The 14,310-nt window shown below is 70.8% G+C and carries 15 protein-coding genes; 9 read left to right on the top strand and 6 right to left on the bottom strand.

Features of this window, described 5'->3' with window-relative positions:
• Positions 1 to 68: 68 nt before the first annotated feature.
• Positions 69 to 1,373: a hypothetical protein gene (locus OG828_RS42905; protein WP_328504204.1), complete on the top strand. Its 1,305-nt coding sequence runs from the start codon at positions 69 to 71 to the stop codon at positions 1,371 to 1,373.
• A 15-nt stretch (positions 1,374 to 1,388) separates the two neighbouring features.
• Here the strand turns inward: OG828_RS42905 and OG828_RS42900 are convergent, their stop codons facing one another.
• From OG828_RS42900 to OG828_RS42890, 3 genes are read right to left on the bottom strand one after another with little or no spacing between them, the layout of a single operon-like run.
• Positions 1,389 to 2,459, bottom strand: coding sequence for a threonine aldolase family protein (locus tag OG828_RS42900; RefSeq protein WP_328504203.1), 1,071 nt, complete (start codon positions 2,457 to 2,459; stop codon positions 1,389 to 1,391).
• The gene (locus OG828_RS42895; protein WP_328441927.1) at positions 2,456 to 3,202 is read right to left on the bottom strand and encodes an SDR family oxidoreductase; all 747 of its coding nucleotides are present in this window, start codon (positions 3,200 to 3,202) and stop codon (positions 2,456 to 2,458) included. The genes OG828_RS42900 and OG828_RS42895 overlap by 4 nt, the downstream gene beginning before the upstream one ends.
• A 35-nt stretch (positions 3,203 to 3,237) precedes the next feature.
• Complete coding sequence (locus OG828_RS42890) at positions 3,238 to 4,635, bottom strand: DUF6421 family protein (RefSeq protein ID WP_328504202.1); 1,398 nt, start codon at positions 4,633 to 4,635, stop codon at positions 3,238 to 3,240.
• A 394-nt stretch (positions 4,636 to 5,029) separates the two neighbouring features.
• On the opposite strand from OG828_RS42890, the gene OG828_RS42885 reads away from it, so the two are divergent.
• Positions 5,030 to 5,713 (top strand): glycerophosphodiester phosphodiesterase, encoded by a 684-nt coding sequence (locus OG828_RS42885; RefSeq protein ID WP_328369514.1) that lies wholly within the window; start codon positions 5,030 to 5,032, stop codon positions 5,711 to 5,713.
• 3 nt (positions 5,714 to 5,716) lie between these two features.
• Here the strand turns inward: OG828_RS42885 and OG828_RS42880 are convergent, their stop codons facing one another.
• On the bottom strand, positions 5,717 to 6,256 hold the full coding sequence (locus tag OG828_RS42880) for a GNAT family N-acetyltransferase (RefSeq protein ID WP_328369511.1): 540 nt from the start codon (positions 6,254 to 6,256) through the stop codon (positions 5,717 to 5,719).
• A 71-nt stretch (positions 6,257 to 6,327) separates the two neighbouring features.
• Here OG828_RS42880 and OG828_RS42875 point away from each other — a divergent pair, with 71 nt between their 5' ends.
• On the top strand, positions 6,328 to 6,720 hold the full coding sequence (locus tag OG828_RS42875; RefSeq protein WP_328504201.1) for a VOC family protein: 393 nt from the start codon (positions 6,328 to 6,330) through the stop codon (positions 6,718 to 6,720).
• Between the two features lie 65 nt (positions 6,721 to 6,785).
• Here the strand turns inward: OG828_RS42875 and OG828_RS42870 are convergent, their stop codons facing one another.
• Positions 6,786 to 7,706: an N-acetyltransferase gene (locus OG828_RS42870; protein ID WP_328504200.1), complete on the bottom strand. Its 921-nt coding sequence runs from the start codon at positions 7,704 to 7,706 to the stop codon at positions 6,786 to 6,788.
• Between the two features lie 176 nt (positions 7,707 to 7,882).
• On the opposite strand from OG828_RS42870, the gene OG828_RS42865 reads away from it, so the two are divergent.
• The 6 genes from OG828_RS42865 to OG828_RS42840 all read left to right on the top strand — a co-directional run bounded on the left by OG828_RS42865 (position 7,883) and on the right by OG828_RS42840 (position 12,816).
• Positions 7,883 to 8,647 carry a VOC family protein gene (locus OG828_RS42865; RefSeq protein WP_328504199.1) on the top strand — a complete coding sequence of 255 codons (765 nt, stop codon included), beginning with the start codon at positions 7,883 to 7,885 and terminating at the stop codon, positions 8,645 to 8,647.
• Positions 8,648 to 8,800: 153 nt separating this feature from the next.
• Positions 8,801 to 9,331, top strand: a complete 531-nt coding sequence (locus OG828_RS42860; protein ID WP_328369499.1) for a DUF5134 domain-containing protein — start codon at positions 8,801 to 8,803, stop codon at positions 9,329 to 9,331.
• Between the two features lie 87 nt (positions 9,332 to 9,418).
• Entirely contained in the window at positions 9,419 to 10,354 is a 936-nt protein-coding gene (locus OG828_RS42855) for a M56 family metallopeptidase (RefSeq protein ID WP_328504198.1), read from the top strand.
• 104 nt (positions 10,355 to 10,458) lie between these two features.
• Entirely contained in the window at positions 10,459 to 11,130 is a 672-nt protein-coding gene (locus OG828_RS42850; RefSeq protein ID WP_328369493.1) for a phosphatase PAP2 family protein, read from the top strand.
• A 155-nt stretch (positions 11,131 to 11,285) separates the two neighbouring features.
• Positions 11,286 to 11,975: an HAD family hydrolase gene (locus OG828_RS42845; RefSeq protein WP_328369490.1), complete on the top strand. Its 690-nt coding sequence runs from the start codon at positions 11,286 to 11,288 to the stop codon at positions 11,973 to 11,975.
• Positions 11,976 to 12,120: 145 nt separating this feature from the next.
• On the top strand, positions 12,121 to 12,816 hold the full coding sequence (locus tag OG828_RS42840; protein WP_328504197.1) for a TetR/AcrR family transcriptional regulator: 696 nt from the start codon (positions 12,121 to 12,123) through the stop codon (positions 12,814 to 12,816).
• Here the strand turns inward: OG828_RS42840 and OG828_RS42835 are convergent.
• The gene (locus tag OG828_RS42835) at positions 12,804 to 14,306 is read right to left on the bottom strand and encodes an LVIVD repeat-containing protein (RefSeq protein WP_328369484.1); all 1,503 of its coding nucleotides are present in this window, start codon (positions 14,304 to 14,306) and stop codon (positions 12,804 to 12,806) included. The two genes, OG828_RS42840 and OG828_RS42835, sit on opposite strands and share 13 nt — an antisense overlap.
• Positions 14,307 to 14,310 lie beyond the last annotated feature (4 nt).

Genomic DNA, 14,310 nt, shown 5'->3' with positions numbered 1-14,310 from the left:
AGACCAGACCGACACGACGTGTGAGGCTCCGCCTTCTCGCGGGGGCGCTCGCCGGCTGCGCTCTGGCAGTGGCCGAGACCGGGGCCGCGCAGGCCGTTTCCGACCAGCTGTGGATCAGCGTGCCGTCCGAGACGGTGTTGCCGGGGCCGGACGCGGACGGCGGCGCACCTGAGCGCCGGCTCACTGTGGACATCACCCACGACAACCTCGACAACGGCGTTCCGGCCGGGCAGCTGACCGTGGACGCGAGCGAGATCGCCTCCTTCGCGCAGGTGTCGTGGCCGGACAACTGCGTGCCCGAGTCGGCCGTCCAGGCGAGCTGCGCCTTCCCGGAGATGCCGACCGGGACGGCGAGCGTGACCGCCGCGCGGCTCGGGCTGCGCGCGCTGCCGGACGCGGACCTCAGCACATCGGGGTCCGTGCGCTACACGGCCACCGCCGGGGAGCTGACGTCGCACACCTCGGAGACCCTGGTCACCCTCGGCGACGGACCGGATCTCGGGCTCAGCCAGGCCGAGTACCAGCGGGGACTCAGGCCGGGCACGGACACCAGCGTGCGGGCGACGGTCGCCAACAGTGGCAACCGCGCCGTGGACCGGACGCTGCTGTGGCTCAACGCCTCCTACGGCCTGCGGTTCGAGGAGCGGCACTCCAACTGCGAGTACCGGCAGCACGAGACCGGCACATCGGCGGTGTGCGTGCTGGACGAACCGGTGGCGCCGGGGCAGGAGTACGCGCTGGTGACCGAGCTGGGCGTCGGGCGGAAGGCGCTGTACGAGCGGTTCGACCACTCCGTCGAGCCGTATGCGGACGAGAGGCTGGAAGACCTCCGCGGCGACTGGACGTGGACCCGGGGCACCGGCACCGAGCTGGACCTTCTTCCGGTGACCGCGGCCGGGGACGACGACCTCGACCTGTCGGACAACGCACGCAGCGTGATCCTCGAGGCCCGGAACACCGCGGACCTGAAACTCATCGGCAGCCGGGTGACCGGGGCCGTCGGTGACACCGTGACCGCGGGGGTGACCGTGCACAACCGCGGCCCGGCGTGGGTGGCGTCGCTGGGTGCGGGCGCGCCCGTGAGCACGGTGCGGTTCCAGGCGCCGGAGGGGACGACGGTCGTCGGACTGCCGGAGGACTGCTATGCGCTGCCGCCGTCCGAGGAGGGTCCGGCCGCCACGACGTACTTCTGCTGGACGCCGATCTACCTGCACGACAAGGCGTCCTACACCATCGGGGTCCAGTTGCGGATCGACCGGGTGGTGCGCGGGGCACGCACCACCGTCGCCACCGTCATCGACGACGCGGAGCTCGACATCCGCCGGTTCGATCCGAATCTGCGCAACAACACGACGGCCATCGTCGTCAACTGACGCACGGCGCGGCCCTCAGCGGGCCATCTCCTCCTTGAGCGCCGCCACGAACGCGTCCACGTCCTCCTCGGTCGTGTCGAAGGCGCACATCCAGCGGACGTCGCCCGCGGCCTCGTCCCAGAAGTAGAAGCGGAACCGCTTCTGCAGGCGCTCGCTCACGTCGTGCGGGAGGTGCGCGAACACGGCGTTGGACTGCACCGGGTAGAGCAGTTCGACGCCGTGCACCGCGCGCACGCCCTCCGCGAGCCGCTGGGCCATCTCGTTGGAGTGGCGGGCGTTGCGCAGCCACAGGTCCTTGGCGAACAGCGCCTCCAACTGGACCGACACGAAGCGCATCTTGGAGGCGAGCTGCATGGACAGCTTGCGCAGGTGCTTCATATGGCTGACGGCGTCCTGGTTGATGACGACGACCGCCTCGCCGAACAGCGCGCCGTTCTTGGTCCCGCCCAGCGAGAGGAGGTCGACGCCGACCGCGTCGGCGAAGGTCCGCATGGGCATGTTGAGCGAGGCCGCCGCGTTGGCGAGGCGGGAGCCGTCGAGGTGGACCTTCATGCCGTGCGCGTGGGCGTGCTCGCAGATGGCGCGGATCTCGTCCGGCGTGTAGACGGTGCCGAGTTCGGTGCTCTGGGCGATCGAGACGACCTGCGGCATGGCCCGGTGCTCGTCGTCCCAGCCATACGCCTGCCGGTCGATCAGCTCGGGGGTGAGCTTGCCGTCGGGTGTGGGCACGGTGAGCAGCTTCAGGCCGCCCATGCGCTCGGGGGCGCCGCCCTCGTCGACGTTGATGTGTGCGCTCTCGGCACAGATCACCGCGCCCCAGCGGTCGGTGACCGCCTGGAGCGCGACGACGTTGGCGCCGGTGCCGTTGAAGACGGGGAAGGCCTCCGCGGTGGCGCCGAAGTGGCTGCGGATGATCCGCTGGAGGTTCTCGGTGTAGACGTCCTCGCCGTACGCGACCTGGTGCCCGCCGTTGGCCAGGGCCAGGGCGGCGAGCACCTCGGGGTGGGCCCCGGCGTAGTTGTCGCTGGCGAAACCGCGGAGCTCCGGGTCGTGATGGCGGCGGGCGTCGGTCTTCGGAGGGTTCACGGCTTCTCGGTCAGCCACAGACGGTGTCCGTTCACTTCGGCGGCGGGCTTCTCCCAGACTCCGACGACGGCGTCGGCCAGGTCCTTGACGTCCGTGAAGCCCGCGAACTTCGCGTTGGGTCGCTCGGCGCGCATCGCGTCGTGCACCAGCGCCTTCACCACCAGGATCGCAGCCGCCGCGTTCGGGCCCTGCTCGCCCCCGGCCTTGCGGAAGTAGTCGGCCGTGGCCAGCGTCCACGCCTCGGCGGCGGCCTTGGCGGCGGCGTAGGCGGCGTTGCCCGCGGTGGGCTTGCTGGCGCCGGCCGCGCTGATCAGGACGTACCGGCCGCGGTCACTGCGCTGCAGCGCCTCGTGGAAGGCGAGGGAGGTGTGCTGCACGGTGCGGATCAGCAGCAGCTCGAGGAAGTCCCAGTCGTCGAGGCTGGTCCGGGTGAAGGTCTCGCTGCCGCGCCAGCCGCCGACGAGGTGGACCAGGCCGTCGACCCGGCCGAAGTCCTTCTCGATACGCGTGGCCCAGTCCTGGGTGGACTGGAGGTCGAGCAGATCGACGGTGTCACCGACGACGGTGGCTCCGCCGTGGGCGAAGCTGGCCGCGTCCACCGCCTCGGCCAGCCGCTCCGGGTCGTTGTCCGAGCCGACGACGGTCGCACCCGCCTCGGCCAGCCTGAGCAGCGCCGCCCGCCCGGCGGGTCCGCCCGCACCGGCCACCGCGATCACCGCACCGCTGAGAGCCCCGTTCCCCATGATCTTCGCCTCCTGAGCGTTATTGGTGCGGTCGCTCACGCGGCGACCCGCTCGGCGGTGTCCGCCGTGATGCCCCGAGTCGAGGCAATCACGTTCTTCAGCTTCTTGGACAGCGCCTCATAGAACATGCTCAGGGGAAACTCGTCCGGAAGCACGTCATCGACGAGTTTGCGCGGCGGCAGGGTCAGGTCCAGGGCGTCGGGACCCTTGGCCCACTTGGAGCCGGGGTGCGGAGCGAGGTAGGTGGAGACCAGCTCGTACCCCTTGAACCAGTGGACGAGCTTGGGGCGGTCGATGCCGTCCCGGTACAGCTGCTCGATGTCGGCGCACAGCTGGTTGGTGACCTGGGGTGCGCGCTCCCAGTCGATGGAGAGCTTGTTGTCGGTCCAGCGGACGACATCGTGCTTGTGCAGGTAGGCGAAGAGGAGCTGGCCGCCGAGGCCGTCGTAGTTGCGGACGCGCTCGCCGGTGACCGGGAAGCGGAACATGCGGTCGAAGAGCACCGCGTACTGCACGTCACGGGCCTGCGGCACCCCGTCCGCGGCCAGCTTCACGGCCTCCTTGAAGGCGGTGAGGTCGCAGCGCAGCTCTTCCAGGCCGTACATCCAGAACGGCTGGCGCTGCTTGATCATGAACGGGTCGAAGGGCAGGTCGCCATGGCTGTGGGTGCGGTCGTGGACCATGTCCCACAGGACGAAGGCCTCCTCGCAGCGCTTCTGGTCGTGGACCATGGCGGCGATGTCCTCGGGCAGCTCGAGGCCGAGGACGTCCACGGCGGCCGCGGTCACGCGGCGGAAGCGGGCGGCCTCACGGTCACAGAAGATGCCGCCCCAGGAGAAGCGTTCGGGCGCCTCGCGCACGGCGATCGTCTCGGGGAAGAGGACGGCGGAGTTGGTGTCGTAACCGGCCGTGAAGTCCTCGAACTTGATGCCGCAGAACAGCGGGTTGTCATAGCGGGTGCGCTCCAGCTCGGCCAGCCAGTCCGGCCAGACCATGCGCAGGACGACCGCTTCGAGGTTGCGGTCGGGGTTGCCGTTCTGCGTGTACATCGGGAAGACGACCAGATGCTGGAGGCCGTCCGCGCGGTGCGCGGCGGGCTGGAACGCCAGCAGCGAGTCGAGGAAGTCCGGCACGCCGAACCCGCCGCCGGCCCAGCGGCGCAGGTCCTCGACGAGGGCCTCGTGGTAGGCGCGGTCGTGCGGGAGCAGCGGGGAGAGCTCCGCGACGGCGTCGATGATCCGGCGCACGACGCGTTCGGCGTTCGCGCGCTCGGGGGCGCCCTCGGCCTCGAAGTCGATCGATCCGTCCTTGGACTGCCACGGCCGGATCCGCTCCACGGCATCCTTGAGCACGGGCCATGCCGGATGCTCCACCACCCTGACCACCGGCGGAACCCGGTCCGCCGAACCCACCTGCACAAGAATTTCCGTCATGCCCCATCCTCCACGGGAGAACCTCGCGTAAGGACACCGTATGCATACGGGGTTTCTTCCAGCAAGGGCAGCCTCGGGAAATTATCCTGCGCACACCCCACTGTCACCGAACTTTTTCCCGCCTGATGCCGTGACGGCGATTACTTCGGCCGCACGCGGGCACACATGGCACGAGCGTCGGCGCCACCCGCGGTCAATCCGCACAGGACTCGCCCACGCCCGGGTGACCGCGCCCGGCGACGACGGGCAGATCCGCCTTACGCGCCACGCCAATCCCCGGTGAACGCGCGGGTACATCACAGGGAAGGGCCATTAGGCTGCGGCCCTGCCGCGCGAAACGTCCGTGTCGTTTCCCGTGTGCCCGAGCCGCCGTCGACGGAAGCGAGTTGGAACCTTGAACTTCCTTACCATCGGTCACCGCGGAGTCATGGGTATCGAACCCGAGAACACCCTCCGTTCCTTCGTCGCCGCCGAGCACGCCGGCCTCGACGTCATCGAACTCGATCTGCACCTGAGCAAGGACGGCGCCCTCGTCGTCATGCACGACGCGGACGTGGACCGCACGACCGACGGAACCGGCCCGATCGCCGAGAAGACCCTTTCCGAGCTGCGCGCCCTGGACGCGGGCCGCGGGGAGCGCGTACCGGTCTTCGAGGAGGTCCTGGACGCGGTGAAGTGCCCGCTCCAGGCCGAGATCAAGGACGAGGCGGCGGCGCGGGCACTGTCCGAGGTCATGCACAGGCGGGATCTGCTCGCCCGGGTCGAGGTGTCCTCGTTCCACGACGAGGCGATCGCCGAGATCGCCCGCCTGGTGCCCGGCGTCCGCACCGCGCTCATCGCCAGCCGCTACGGCACCGACATCGTGGACCGCGCCGTCGAGGCCGGTGCGCGGACGGTCTGCCTCAACATCCGCCGGCTCACCCTGGAGATCGTGGAGCACGCCCGGAAGGCGGACCTCAGGATCATCGGCTGGGTGGTGAACACCCAGGACCACCTGCGGCTCGTACGGGCTCTGGAGCTGGACGGCGCCACCACCGACTACCCGGAGATCAAACGCACCGGCCGCTTCACCGCGTGACGCTCAGCCCAGCTCCTTGACCAGCAGCTCGAACTGCAGGTCGTCGCGGAGCGGAATGCCGAACCGCTCGTCGCCGTACGGGAACGGAGTCATCCGTCCCGTACGGCGGTAGCCGCGCCGCTCGTACCAGGCGATCAGGTCATCGCGTACGGAGATCACGGTCATGTGCATCTCCGTGGCCCCCCACTCCTCACGGACCGTGCGCTCCGCCTCGGCCATGATCACCTTGCCGAGGCCCTCACCCTGGAGATCAGGGCTGACCGCGAACATCCCGAAGTAGGCGTGGTCACCGCGGTGTTCGAGCTGGCAGCACGCGACGACCCGCCCGTCCCGCTCGACCGTCAGCAGCCGGCTGTCCGGCGACTTGATCACGGCCCACACACCCTCCGGATCGGTCCGCTGCCCCTGGAGGATGTCCGCCTCCGTGGTCCATCCGGTCCTGCTGGAGTCACCGCGGTACGCCGACTCGATCAGTGCGACCAGCGCGTCCACATCGCTGTCGACAGCGTCTCGGAACGTCAGTCCGTTGGCTGCGGTCTCCATGGAGTACGACTCCGATCTGCGGCGCGGCTCAGGCACCGACGAGAGTAACGCAGCCACTAGGCTCCGGGTGCATGGTGCACGTACTGAGCAGCCGGACCCTCCTGCGCCCCACCGATCCCGAGCGGTCCCGGCGTTTCTACGGCGAGCAACTGGGCCTGGCCGTCTACCGCGAGTTCGGCACGGGCCCGGAACGCGGCACGGTCTACTTCCTCGGCGGCGGCTTCCTGGAACTCTCCGGCCGCTCGGACACTCCACCGTCCCCGGCCGTGCGCCTATGGCTCCAGGTCGAGAACGCGACCGCAGCGCACGAGGAGCTACGAACGAAGGGCGTCCACATCGCCCGGGAGCCGCTGAAGGAACCGTGGGGCCTGATCGAGATGTGGGTGACGGATCCGGACGGAACGCGAATCGTGCTGGTGGAGGTACCGCCGGACCACCCGATCCGCTATAGGCCGGGTACTTGAGCGCCCCGAAAGGGGCGCGGGGAACTGCGCGACCAGCCACAACCAACCCGCAGACGCTCAACGACCTAGCGCGGCACCCCGGAAAGCGCCCACCCCCGATCGGTCCGGGCCAGCTCCCGAAACCCCGCCGAGGTCAGATGCCCGATCATCGTTCCGTCCGTAGCCCCCTCGTAGGCAAGCAGCCGATCCGCCCCACACAACCGCAGCCAATCCGCGGCCCGGGCAAGCAGCCGCCGCTCAACGCCCCGTCCGTACTGAACCGGCTCAACGTGCAGGTTGCCGATGTCGGCGAAGCCACCCGCGCGGGCGTGGCGTTCAGGGCGGGCCAACGCCGTGTCGACCTCGATGAAGCCCAGAGGAGCGCCATCGGCGTACGCCGTGAGCCGCGTACCGCACTCCCCCAGCGTGCGCTCGACCGTGACGCCCGCCCACGGCTCAGATACCGGCAGGTCTGCCACCCGCGCGATCAGGATGACCTCCGTGTCCCCCGTGTGCCGAAAGCCGGCCCGCTCGTAGACGGCACGGATGTGCGGCCAGTTCCGCGGCAGGCCGTACACGACCGGGGCAGGCAGCTCGCCGCTCGCGTAGCAGGCGCGGACACCCCAGCGGGCCAGTTGCGCGAGGCACGCGCTCATCAGCAGGTCGGCCGCCTCGTCGGGGTCCGGCCAGAACGAGGCCGGCGGGTGGCAGACGAGCCAGTCGATCTCACCGATGTCCCGGTAGCACTCCCCCACTTCGGCGTCGGCGCGGTACCGCAGTAGATGCGCGGCGGCCACGACGTAGTCGCGCTGCTCGGCGACGAGCGTCACCCGCTCGGCCACCCAAGGGTCGGTGATGAACTCGTCCGGCTGTCGCTCCAGGCTGCTGAGGACGGTGTTCACCGAGACGGAGACACCGGGGACGACGGCGGCGACATGCGCGTTGATCAGGTCGGTGAGCAGGTCGCGGTCGGCGCGGTGGAAGGGGCGCACGGTGGGCGCGGGCATGCGGGACCTCCGGGAGAACGGGTCGGGCTGGAGGCCGCCATGCGATGCGGTACGGGGCCGAGCGTACGTCGGCGGCGGCGCCGGGCACCAGTGGATTCGCGTCGGATGGCCGGGCGCCCGAGCGGGGCATAGCGTGCTGGAGGGGATCGCCGTGTCCGCCCTACGGAAGGATCGCCATGAAGCTCGACAAGCCGGTGCCCGGCGGACCCTGCTGGACCGAGCTGGGAACCGATGACCTGACGTCGGCCAAGCGGTTCTACGAGGAGCTGTTCGGCTGGCGCACCGTGACGGATCCGCGCGAGGACGCGGGCGGCTACACGATGGCCCACCTCGGCGACGCCCCGGTCGCCGCGCTGACCCCGCTGTACCAGGAAGGGCAGCCCGTCGCGTGGAACGTGTCGTTCGCGGTGGCCGACGCCGACGAGGCGGCGCAGCGGGTGGCGGAGGCCGGCGGGACGGTGCTGGTCGGTCCGACGGACGTGTTCGACGTGGGCCGCTTCGCGGTGGCTCTCGATCCGACCGGTGCCGCCTTCCAGCTGTGGCAGGCGCGGGCGTTCCCGGGCGCCGGGCTGTTCAACGCGCCCGGCGCGCTGGGCTGGGTGGAGTTGCTGACCCGGGCGCCGGAGCGCGCCGAGCCCTTCTACACGACGGTCTTCGGCTGGAGCGTCAACTCCTCCGCGCACTACACGCAGTGGGGCATCGACGGCGCCGACTTCGGCGGCATGACGACGATGGACGACAAGTTCCCGCCTGACGTGCCGACCCACTGGCTGCCCTACTTCGCGGTGGCCGACGTGGACATCAGCGCGGCCACCGCGGCGGGAGCGGGCGGCACGGTCCTCATGGAGCCGACGTCCGTACCGCACGGGCCGCGGATCGCGGTGCTGCGGGATCCGCAGGGGGCGGTGTTCGGGGTCTACCTCGCGGGGGACGAGGGCTGAGGCGCGCTCAAGTTCGTCGGTTCGCTGTCACCCACCCTCGCCTTCACGTGCTCCACCAAAGCCCCCCGCGTACACCCTTGCGCTCGTATGCGCGCCGTCTGCCCCGGGCATCCCCTGACCGAGTGGACGTGACCGCCGACCGCGGAGGTGCGTGTGCACGGACCGGGTTCGTCCGGCTGGCTGCTGGTCGTGCTGTGCGCGGCGACCGGGGCCTACTGTCTGCTGCGGATGCGCAGCAGCGTCGAGGAGCAGCGCCGTGCCGCGGGCGGTGAGGCGCTGATGGGTTTCGGCATGGCCGCGATGGCCGTACCGGCCGCGGTGTTCACGCCGCCTTCCTGGACCTGGCCCGTGTACGCGGCCGTGTTCGGCGTGGCCGCGCTGCACGCGTTGTGGGCGGCTCGGACGCACGCCCACCATCTGCACCACCTGATCGGTGCCGCGGCCATGGTCTACATGGCCCTGGCGATGGCCGCCTCGCCGGGACGGCACGGCGATTCCGGCGTCCCGCTCGTCACGGCGGCGCTGCTGGCGTACTTCATGGCGTACGTGCTGCTGTCCGGCGCGCGGCTGGTGCCCGTCGGTGCCGGTGGCGGGAGCGTGGGGTGGGGCGACCGGCCGGAGCTAGCGCGGGCCTGCCGGCTGTCGATGGGGATCGGGATGGTCGCGATGCTGCTGGCGCTGTAAGTACGGGCCCGCATACGGCCGTGGTCTGCGTCACTTCGGCGTAACAAGCCGTACCCCTGAGTGTTCCGCCGCTCATAGGGTGCACCCATGATGGTCCCCGCGGCACTGTTGCTGCTCGGCGCCCTGACCGCCGTGGTCGCCCCTCGGCTGATCGCCCGGGCCGACTGGCCGGACCGTGAACCCGTGGTCGCCCTGTGGGTGTGGCAGTGCGTGGTGGCGGCCGTGCTCCTGTGCTGTGCGCTGGCGATGACGCTCAGCGCGGCGGCGGCCTGGCAGGCGGTCCGGGGCCATGTGTTCGCGCCCGCGCCGCACGCCGTCGTGGAGGCCTACGCCTTCGGCCCCACCGGCCCCTGGGCCGCCACGACCGCGGTGGCGCTCGCGCTGGGCGGGGCGTGGAGCGCGGCGATGCTGGTCCGCGAGATCGCACGGGCACACACCCGGCGACGTCGGCGGGAGGCCGAACTCCTCGTCCGCGCCCCGCGGTTGCCCGGCGAGGAGCCCGAACGTCACCGGCTGGTCGTCCTCGAGGGCGAGAAGCCCGACGCCTGGTGGCTGCCGGGCGCGCGGCCCCAACTGGTCGTCAGCACCGCCGCGTTGCGCCGGCTGAAGGGCCGGCAGCTGGACGCCGTACTGGCCCATGAGGAGGGGCACGCGCAGGCGCGGCACGACTGGCTGCTGCACTGCTCGGCCGCGCTGGCGGGCGGGTTTCCGCAGGTGCCGGTGTTCGCCGCGTTCCGTGACGAGATGCACCGGCTGGTCGAACTCGCCGCCGACGACACGGCCTCCCGGCGCTTCGGCCGCCTGACCACCGCCCTGGCGCTGGTGGAACTCAACGAGGACCGGGGCGTGTTCGGCCACGGGGCCACCCCGCACACCCATGTGCCGCAGCGGGTGAACCGGCTGCTCACTCCCCCGGACCGGCTCTCGCCGGCCCGGCGGCTGCGGCTCACCGCGGCGGCCTCGCTGGCGCCCGTGGTGCCGGTGCTGGTGGCGTTCGTACCGGCGCTGCGGACGCTGGGCTAAGGCCGCCGGTACGAAGGATCAGGCGGCCGGAATCAACCGCGACACCGGCCCCCTCGGAGCCCCTGAATTCGACTCGCGCCCCGTCGTTCGGCGAGGATCACAGCATGCACACCCCGTCCGTCGAGTCTCCGCCCCGACCCCCCGCCCATCGCGGCGCCCTGCGCTCCGCCGCCGCCCTGGCGGCGTCCTCCCTGCTGCTCCTCATCCTGGTCGCGGCGGAGTGGGGCCCCCTGATCGCACTCGACGGCGACATCTCCCGGACCACCCACCGCTGGGCGGTCGACGACCCCGACGTCACCCAGGCGTGCCGGATCCTCACGGACTGGGTGTGGGACCCGTGGACGATGCGCATCCTGAGCACGGCCGTCGTGGTGTGGCTGATGTGGAGACACCGGGCCTGGCGGACGGCTCTCTGGCTGGCGGCCACCGTGGCCCTGGGCACCCTGGTGCAGCAGTCCCTCAAAGCGGCGGTCGGCCGGGCCCGCCCGGTCTGGCCCGACCCCGTCGACTCGGCCCACTACGCGGCATTCCCGTCCGGCCACGCCATGACCGCCGCCGTCGTCTGCGGCGTCCTGCTGTGGCTCCTCCACCACCACGGCGCCGGCCGCGTCCTATGGCGTACGGCGGTGGCGGTGGCGGCGATCTCCGTGGCCGGCGTCGGCCTGACCCGCGTATGGCTCGGCGTGCACTGGACGACGGACGTCGTCGGCGGTTGGCTCCTGGGCGCGACACTGGTGGCGCTGGCGGCGCTGGCGCACCGGCGGTGGATCGTCTGAGCGGGCTCGGCGAAGTCAGGTGCGGTGCGGCAGCGCCCCGAAGGGGCGCGGGGCTGTGTCGATATGCGGCTCCGCCGCGCGGGCGCGACCAGCCACGACGGACCCGCAGACGCTCAACGGCCAATCGCGCCCCCACATCCTCATAGGATCACCTCATGACTGCCGTGCTGTTCGATTTCTCCGGGACCCTCTTCCGTGTCGAGTCCACCGAGTCCTGGCTGCGGGGTGCGCTCACCGAGGCCGGGATCGAGCTGCCGGAGCCGGAGTTGACCGAGACGGCGCAGGCACTGCAGATGGCGGGGGCGCTGCCCGGCGGAGGCGATCCGGAGCGGCTGCCTTCGGAGGTCGCCGAGGTGTGGGACGTCCGGGACCAGAGTGCGGAGCTGCACCGGGCGGCGTACACCGGGCTCTCCCGGCAGGTGCCGCTGCCCGACCCGGGATTGCACGACGCGCTGTACGAGCGCCACATGCTGCCTGCCGCCTGGTCGCCGTACCCCGATGCCGCGGAGGTCCTGCACACCCTGAGTGAGCGCGGAATCCCGGTCGGCGTGGTGAGCAACATCGGCTGGGATCTGCGCCCGGTGTTCCGCGAGCACGGCCTCGACCCGTACATCGACGTATACGTTCTGTCGTACGAGCACGGCATCAGGAAGCCGGACCCGCGGCTGTTCGCGAAGGCTTGCGCCAAGCTCGGTGTCGAGCCGCGGGACGCGCTCATGGTCGGTGACGACCGCCGTGCGGACGGCGGTGCGGCCACGCTGGGCTGCGGGGTGCACTTCGTGGACCATCTGCCGGTGGCACTGCGGCCCGACGGCCTGCGGCCGGTGCTGGACCTGGTGGGCTGAGCCGGCCCGGACCTGGGCCGCCTCCTCGGACGATCCCCCGCGTCGCCCGAGGAGGACGGCAGCACCGGACCAGCCCGCGGAAAGGGGCAGGTCCGGACGCGCTGAGTATAGTTGGCTGCCAGCCAGTCAACGCAGGAGTTACAGCATGTCCCCGCGCAGCGCCTCGGTCAATGAAGAGTTGCGGCGGCGTTCCCGGGAGCGGCTTCTGCAGGCGGCGGTCGAACTGGTCGGTGAGCACGGGTTCGAGGCGACGACGCTGGGCGACATCGCGGACAGAGCGGGCTCGGCGCGCGGCCTGGTGTCGTACTACTTCCCCGGCAAACGCCAGCTCGTGCAGTCCGCGGTGCACCGGCTGATGAACCGCACGCTGGAGGAGGCGCTGGAGCGCGAGCCGCGTACCGAGGACGGTCGGGAGCGGATGGCGCGGGCGATCGACGCGATCCTGAGTCTGGCCCGGGACCGGCCCGTGCTCATGCGCCAGCACATGGCCGGGCTGCTGCAGGGCGAGGGATTCATGCCGTGTCCGGAGCAGCGGCGGCTGGCCGAGCTGCTGCGGGACACCGTCGCCCGCAACGGCTCACAGGACGTCGACGCCGACTACCCGATGCTGCGTGCCCTGCTGATGGGTGCGGTCTACGCGGCGCTGGTGCCGGGGGCTCCGATGTCCCTGCCGGTGCTGCGGGCCGAGTTGTTCAAGCGCTATCGGCTGGACTGGGCGCTGGGCGTCCCGCCGGACACCGAGGTGGCGTCCGGCGGGACGGGTGACACGGATCTGTCACGGTTCTTCGCGACCGGCGAGCGGCCGGCGGATCAGTCGGAGCCGACCGGTCAGTCGAAGTAGTCCGGCTGTGTCTGCACGTTGAGCTCGCTCATCCGCACCCACTTCGCCGGGTCGGTGCGCCGGTCGTTGATCTTGAGGACATCGAGTCCCTTGGCGATGTCGTTCGAGTAGATGTAGCCGTTGTAGTAGTACGCCGACCAGGAACCGGCCGTCGTGACCCGATCCGTGGTCAGCGGGCCGCGCTCGAAGTAGGCGATCTCCTTCGGCTTGGCGGAGTTGGTGAAGTCCCAGACGGAGACGCCGCCCTGGTACCAGGCCTGGACCATGATGTCCCTGCCCTTGACCGGGATCAGCGAGCCGTTGTGGGCCACGCAGACCTCGGTGTCCGCCTGGTGGCGGTCGATCTTGAAGTAGCTGCGGAAGACCAGCTTGCGCTTGTCGCCCTTGCCCACGAGGTCGTAGATGCCGTCGGCACCGCGGTTCGGGCCGATCTCCTCGTTGCAGGTGGCCGCTCCGCCGCCGCCCAGCTCGTCGGTGAAGATGACCTTGTTGGCCCGCTGGTTGAAGGTCGCCGAGTGCCAGAACGCGAAGTTGACGTTGTCCTGGACCCGGTCGATGACCTTCGGGTGCTCCGGGTCCGCGATGGAGAACAGGATGCCGTCGCCCATGCAGGCGCCCGCGGCCAGGTCCTTCGAGGGCAGCACGGTGATGTCGTGGCAGCCGGTGGTCTTCGAGACGCCGGGGTTGGTGGGCGCGCCCGGGTTGCCGCCGCCGTCGGGTCCCTCACCGGGGAAGAGGACCGGGAAGCCCACCATGGCGGCCTTCTCGGGGGCCTTGCGCGGGACCTTGATGACCGAGATGCCGTCGTGCGGTGGCTGGCAGTCGGGGTAGGTGGCGCTCGGTGAGTAGGAGGAGACGTAGACGTAGATGTTCCGGCGGTCGGGCACCAGCGTGTGGGTGTGCGAGCCGCAGGCGGTCTCCACGGCGGCGACGTACCTCGGGTTGGCCTTGTCGCTGATGTCGAAGACCTTCATGCCCTCCCACGAGGACTTCTCGGTCGCGGGCTGCGTGGTGCTGCTGCAACTGCTGTCGCTGCGCGAGGAGTCGGTGGACAGGAAGAGCAGGTCGCCGGAGACCGAGATGTCGTTCTGCGAGCCGGGACACAGCACCTGGGAGACCGTCTTCGGGGCCTTCGGGTTGCTGATGTCGAAGATCCGGAAGCCGTCGTAGTTGCCGGCGAAGGCGTACCTGCCCTGGAAGGCGAGGTCCGAATTGGTGCCGGGCAGCACGTCCTTGGGGATGTTCGTCACGTGCTGGATGTTGGCGGAGTGGACGATCTCGTCCTGGCCGGGTATCTCGCCGCTCTCGAGGGACCGTCTCACCTCGGCCTGGGTGCTCTCGGAGACCTCCTTCTGCTTCGCCGGGCCGTCCCCCGGGTCGGGGGTCGCGGCCGCCGGACCGCCCGTGAGCAGCGCGGCCAGCAGCCCGACGGCGACAGCGCCGACTCCCAGGCGTCTGTGCCGCGTTCGGGGATCGTTCAACAGGATCACTGTT

It is taken from the genome of Streptomyces sp. NBC_00457, from assembly GCF_036014015.1.
Taxonomy (GTDB): Bacteria; Actinomycetota; Actinomycetes; order Streptomycetales; family Streptomycetaceae; genus Streptomyces.
This window is presented reverse-complemented; position numbering and strand designations above follow the sequence as displayed.

Coding starts and splice junctions, on each gene's coding strand:
- OG828_RS42895 (WP_328441927.1), bottom strand. CDS start 3,202: ATGGGGAACGGGGCTCTCAGCGGTGCGGTGATCGCGGTGGCCGGTGCG.
- OG828_RS42880 (WP_328369511.1), bottom strand. CDS start 6,256: ATGGAGACCGCAGCCAACGGACTGACGTTCCGAGACGCTGTCGACAGC.
- OG828_RS42855 (WP_328504198.1), top strand. CDS start 9,419: ATGATGGTCCCCGCGGCACTGTTGCTGCTCGGCGCCCTGACCGCCGTG.
- OG828_RS42870 (WP_328504200.1), bottom strand. CDS start 7,706: ATGCCCGCGCCCACCGTGCGCCCCTTCCACCGCGCCGACCGCGACCTG.
- OG828_RS42890 (WP_328504202.1), bottom strand. CDS start 4,635: ATGACGGAAATTCTTGTGCAGGTGGGTTCGGCGGACCGGGTTCCGCCG.
- OG828_RS42850 (WP_328369493.1), top strand. CDS start 10,459: ATGCACACCCCGTCCGTCGAGTCTCCGCCCCGACCCCCCGCCCATCGC.
- OG828_RS42875 (WP_328504201.1), top strand. CDS start 6,328: ATGGTGCACGTACTGAGCAGCCGGACCCTCCTGCGCCCCACCGATCCC.
- OG828_RS42865 (WP_328504199.1), top strand. CDS start 7,883: ATGAAGCTCGACAAGCCGGTGCCCGGCGGACCCTGCTGGACCGAGCTG.
- OG828_RS42845 (WP_328369490.1), top strand. CDS start 11,286: ATGACTGCCGTGCTGTTCGATTTCTCCGGGACCCTCTTCCGTGTCGAG.
- OG828_RS42840 (WP_328504197.1), top strand. CDS start 12,121: ATGTCCCCGCGCAGCGCCTCGGTCAATGAAGAGTTGCGGCGGCGTTCC.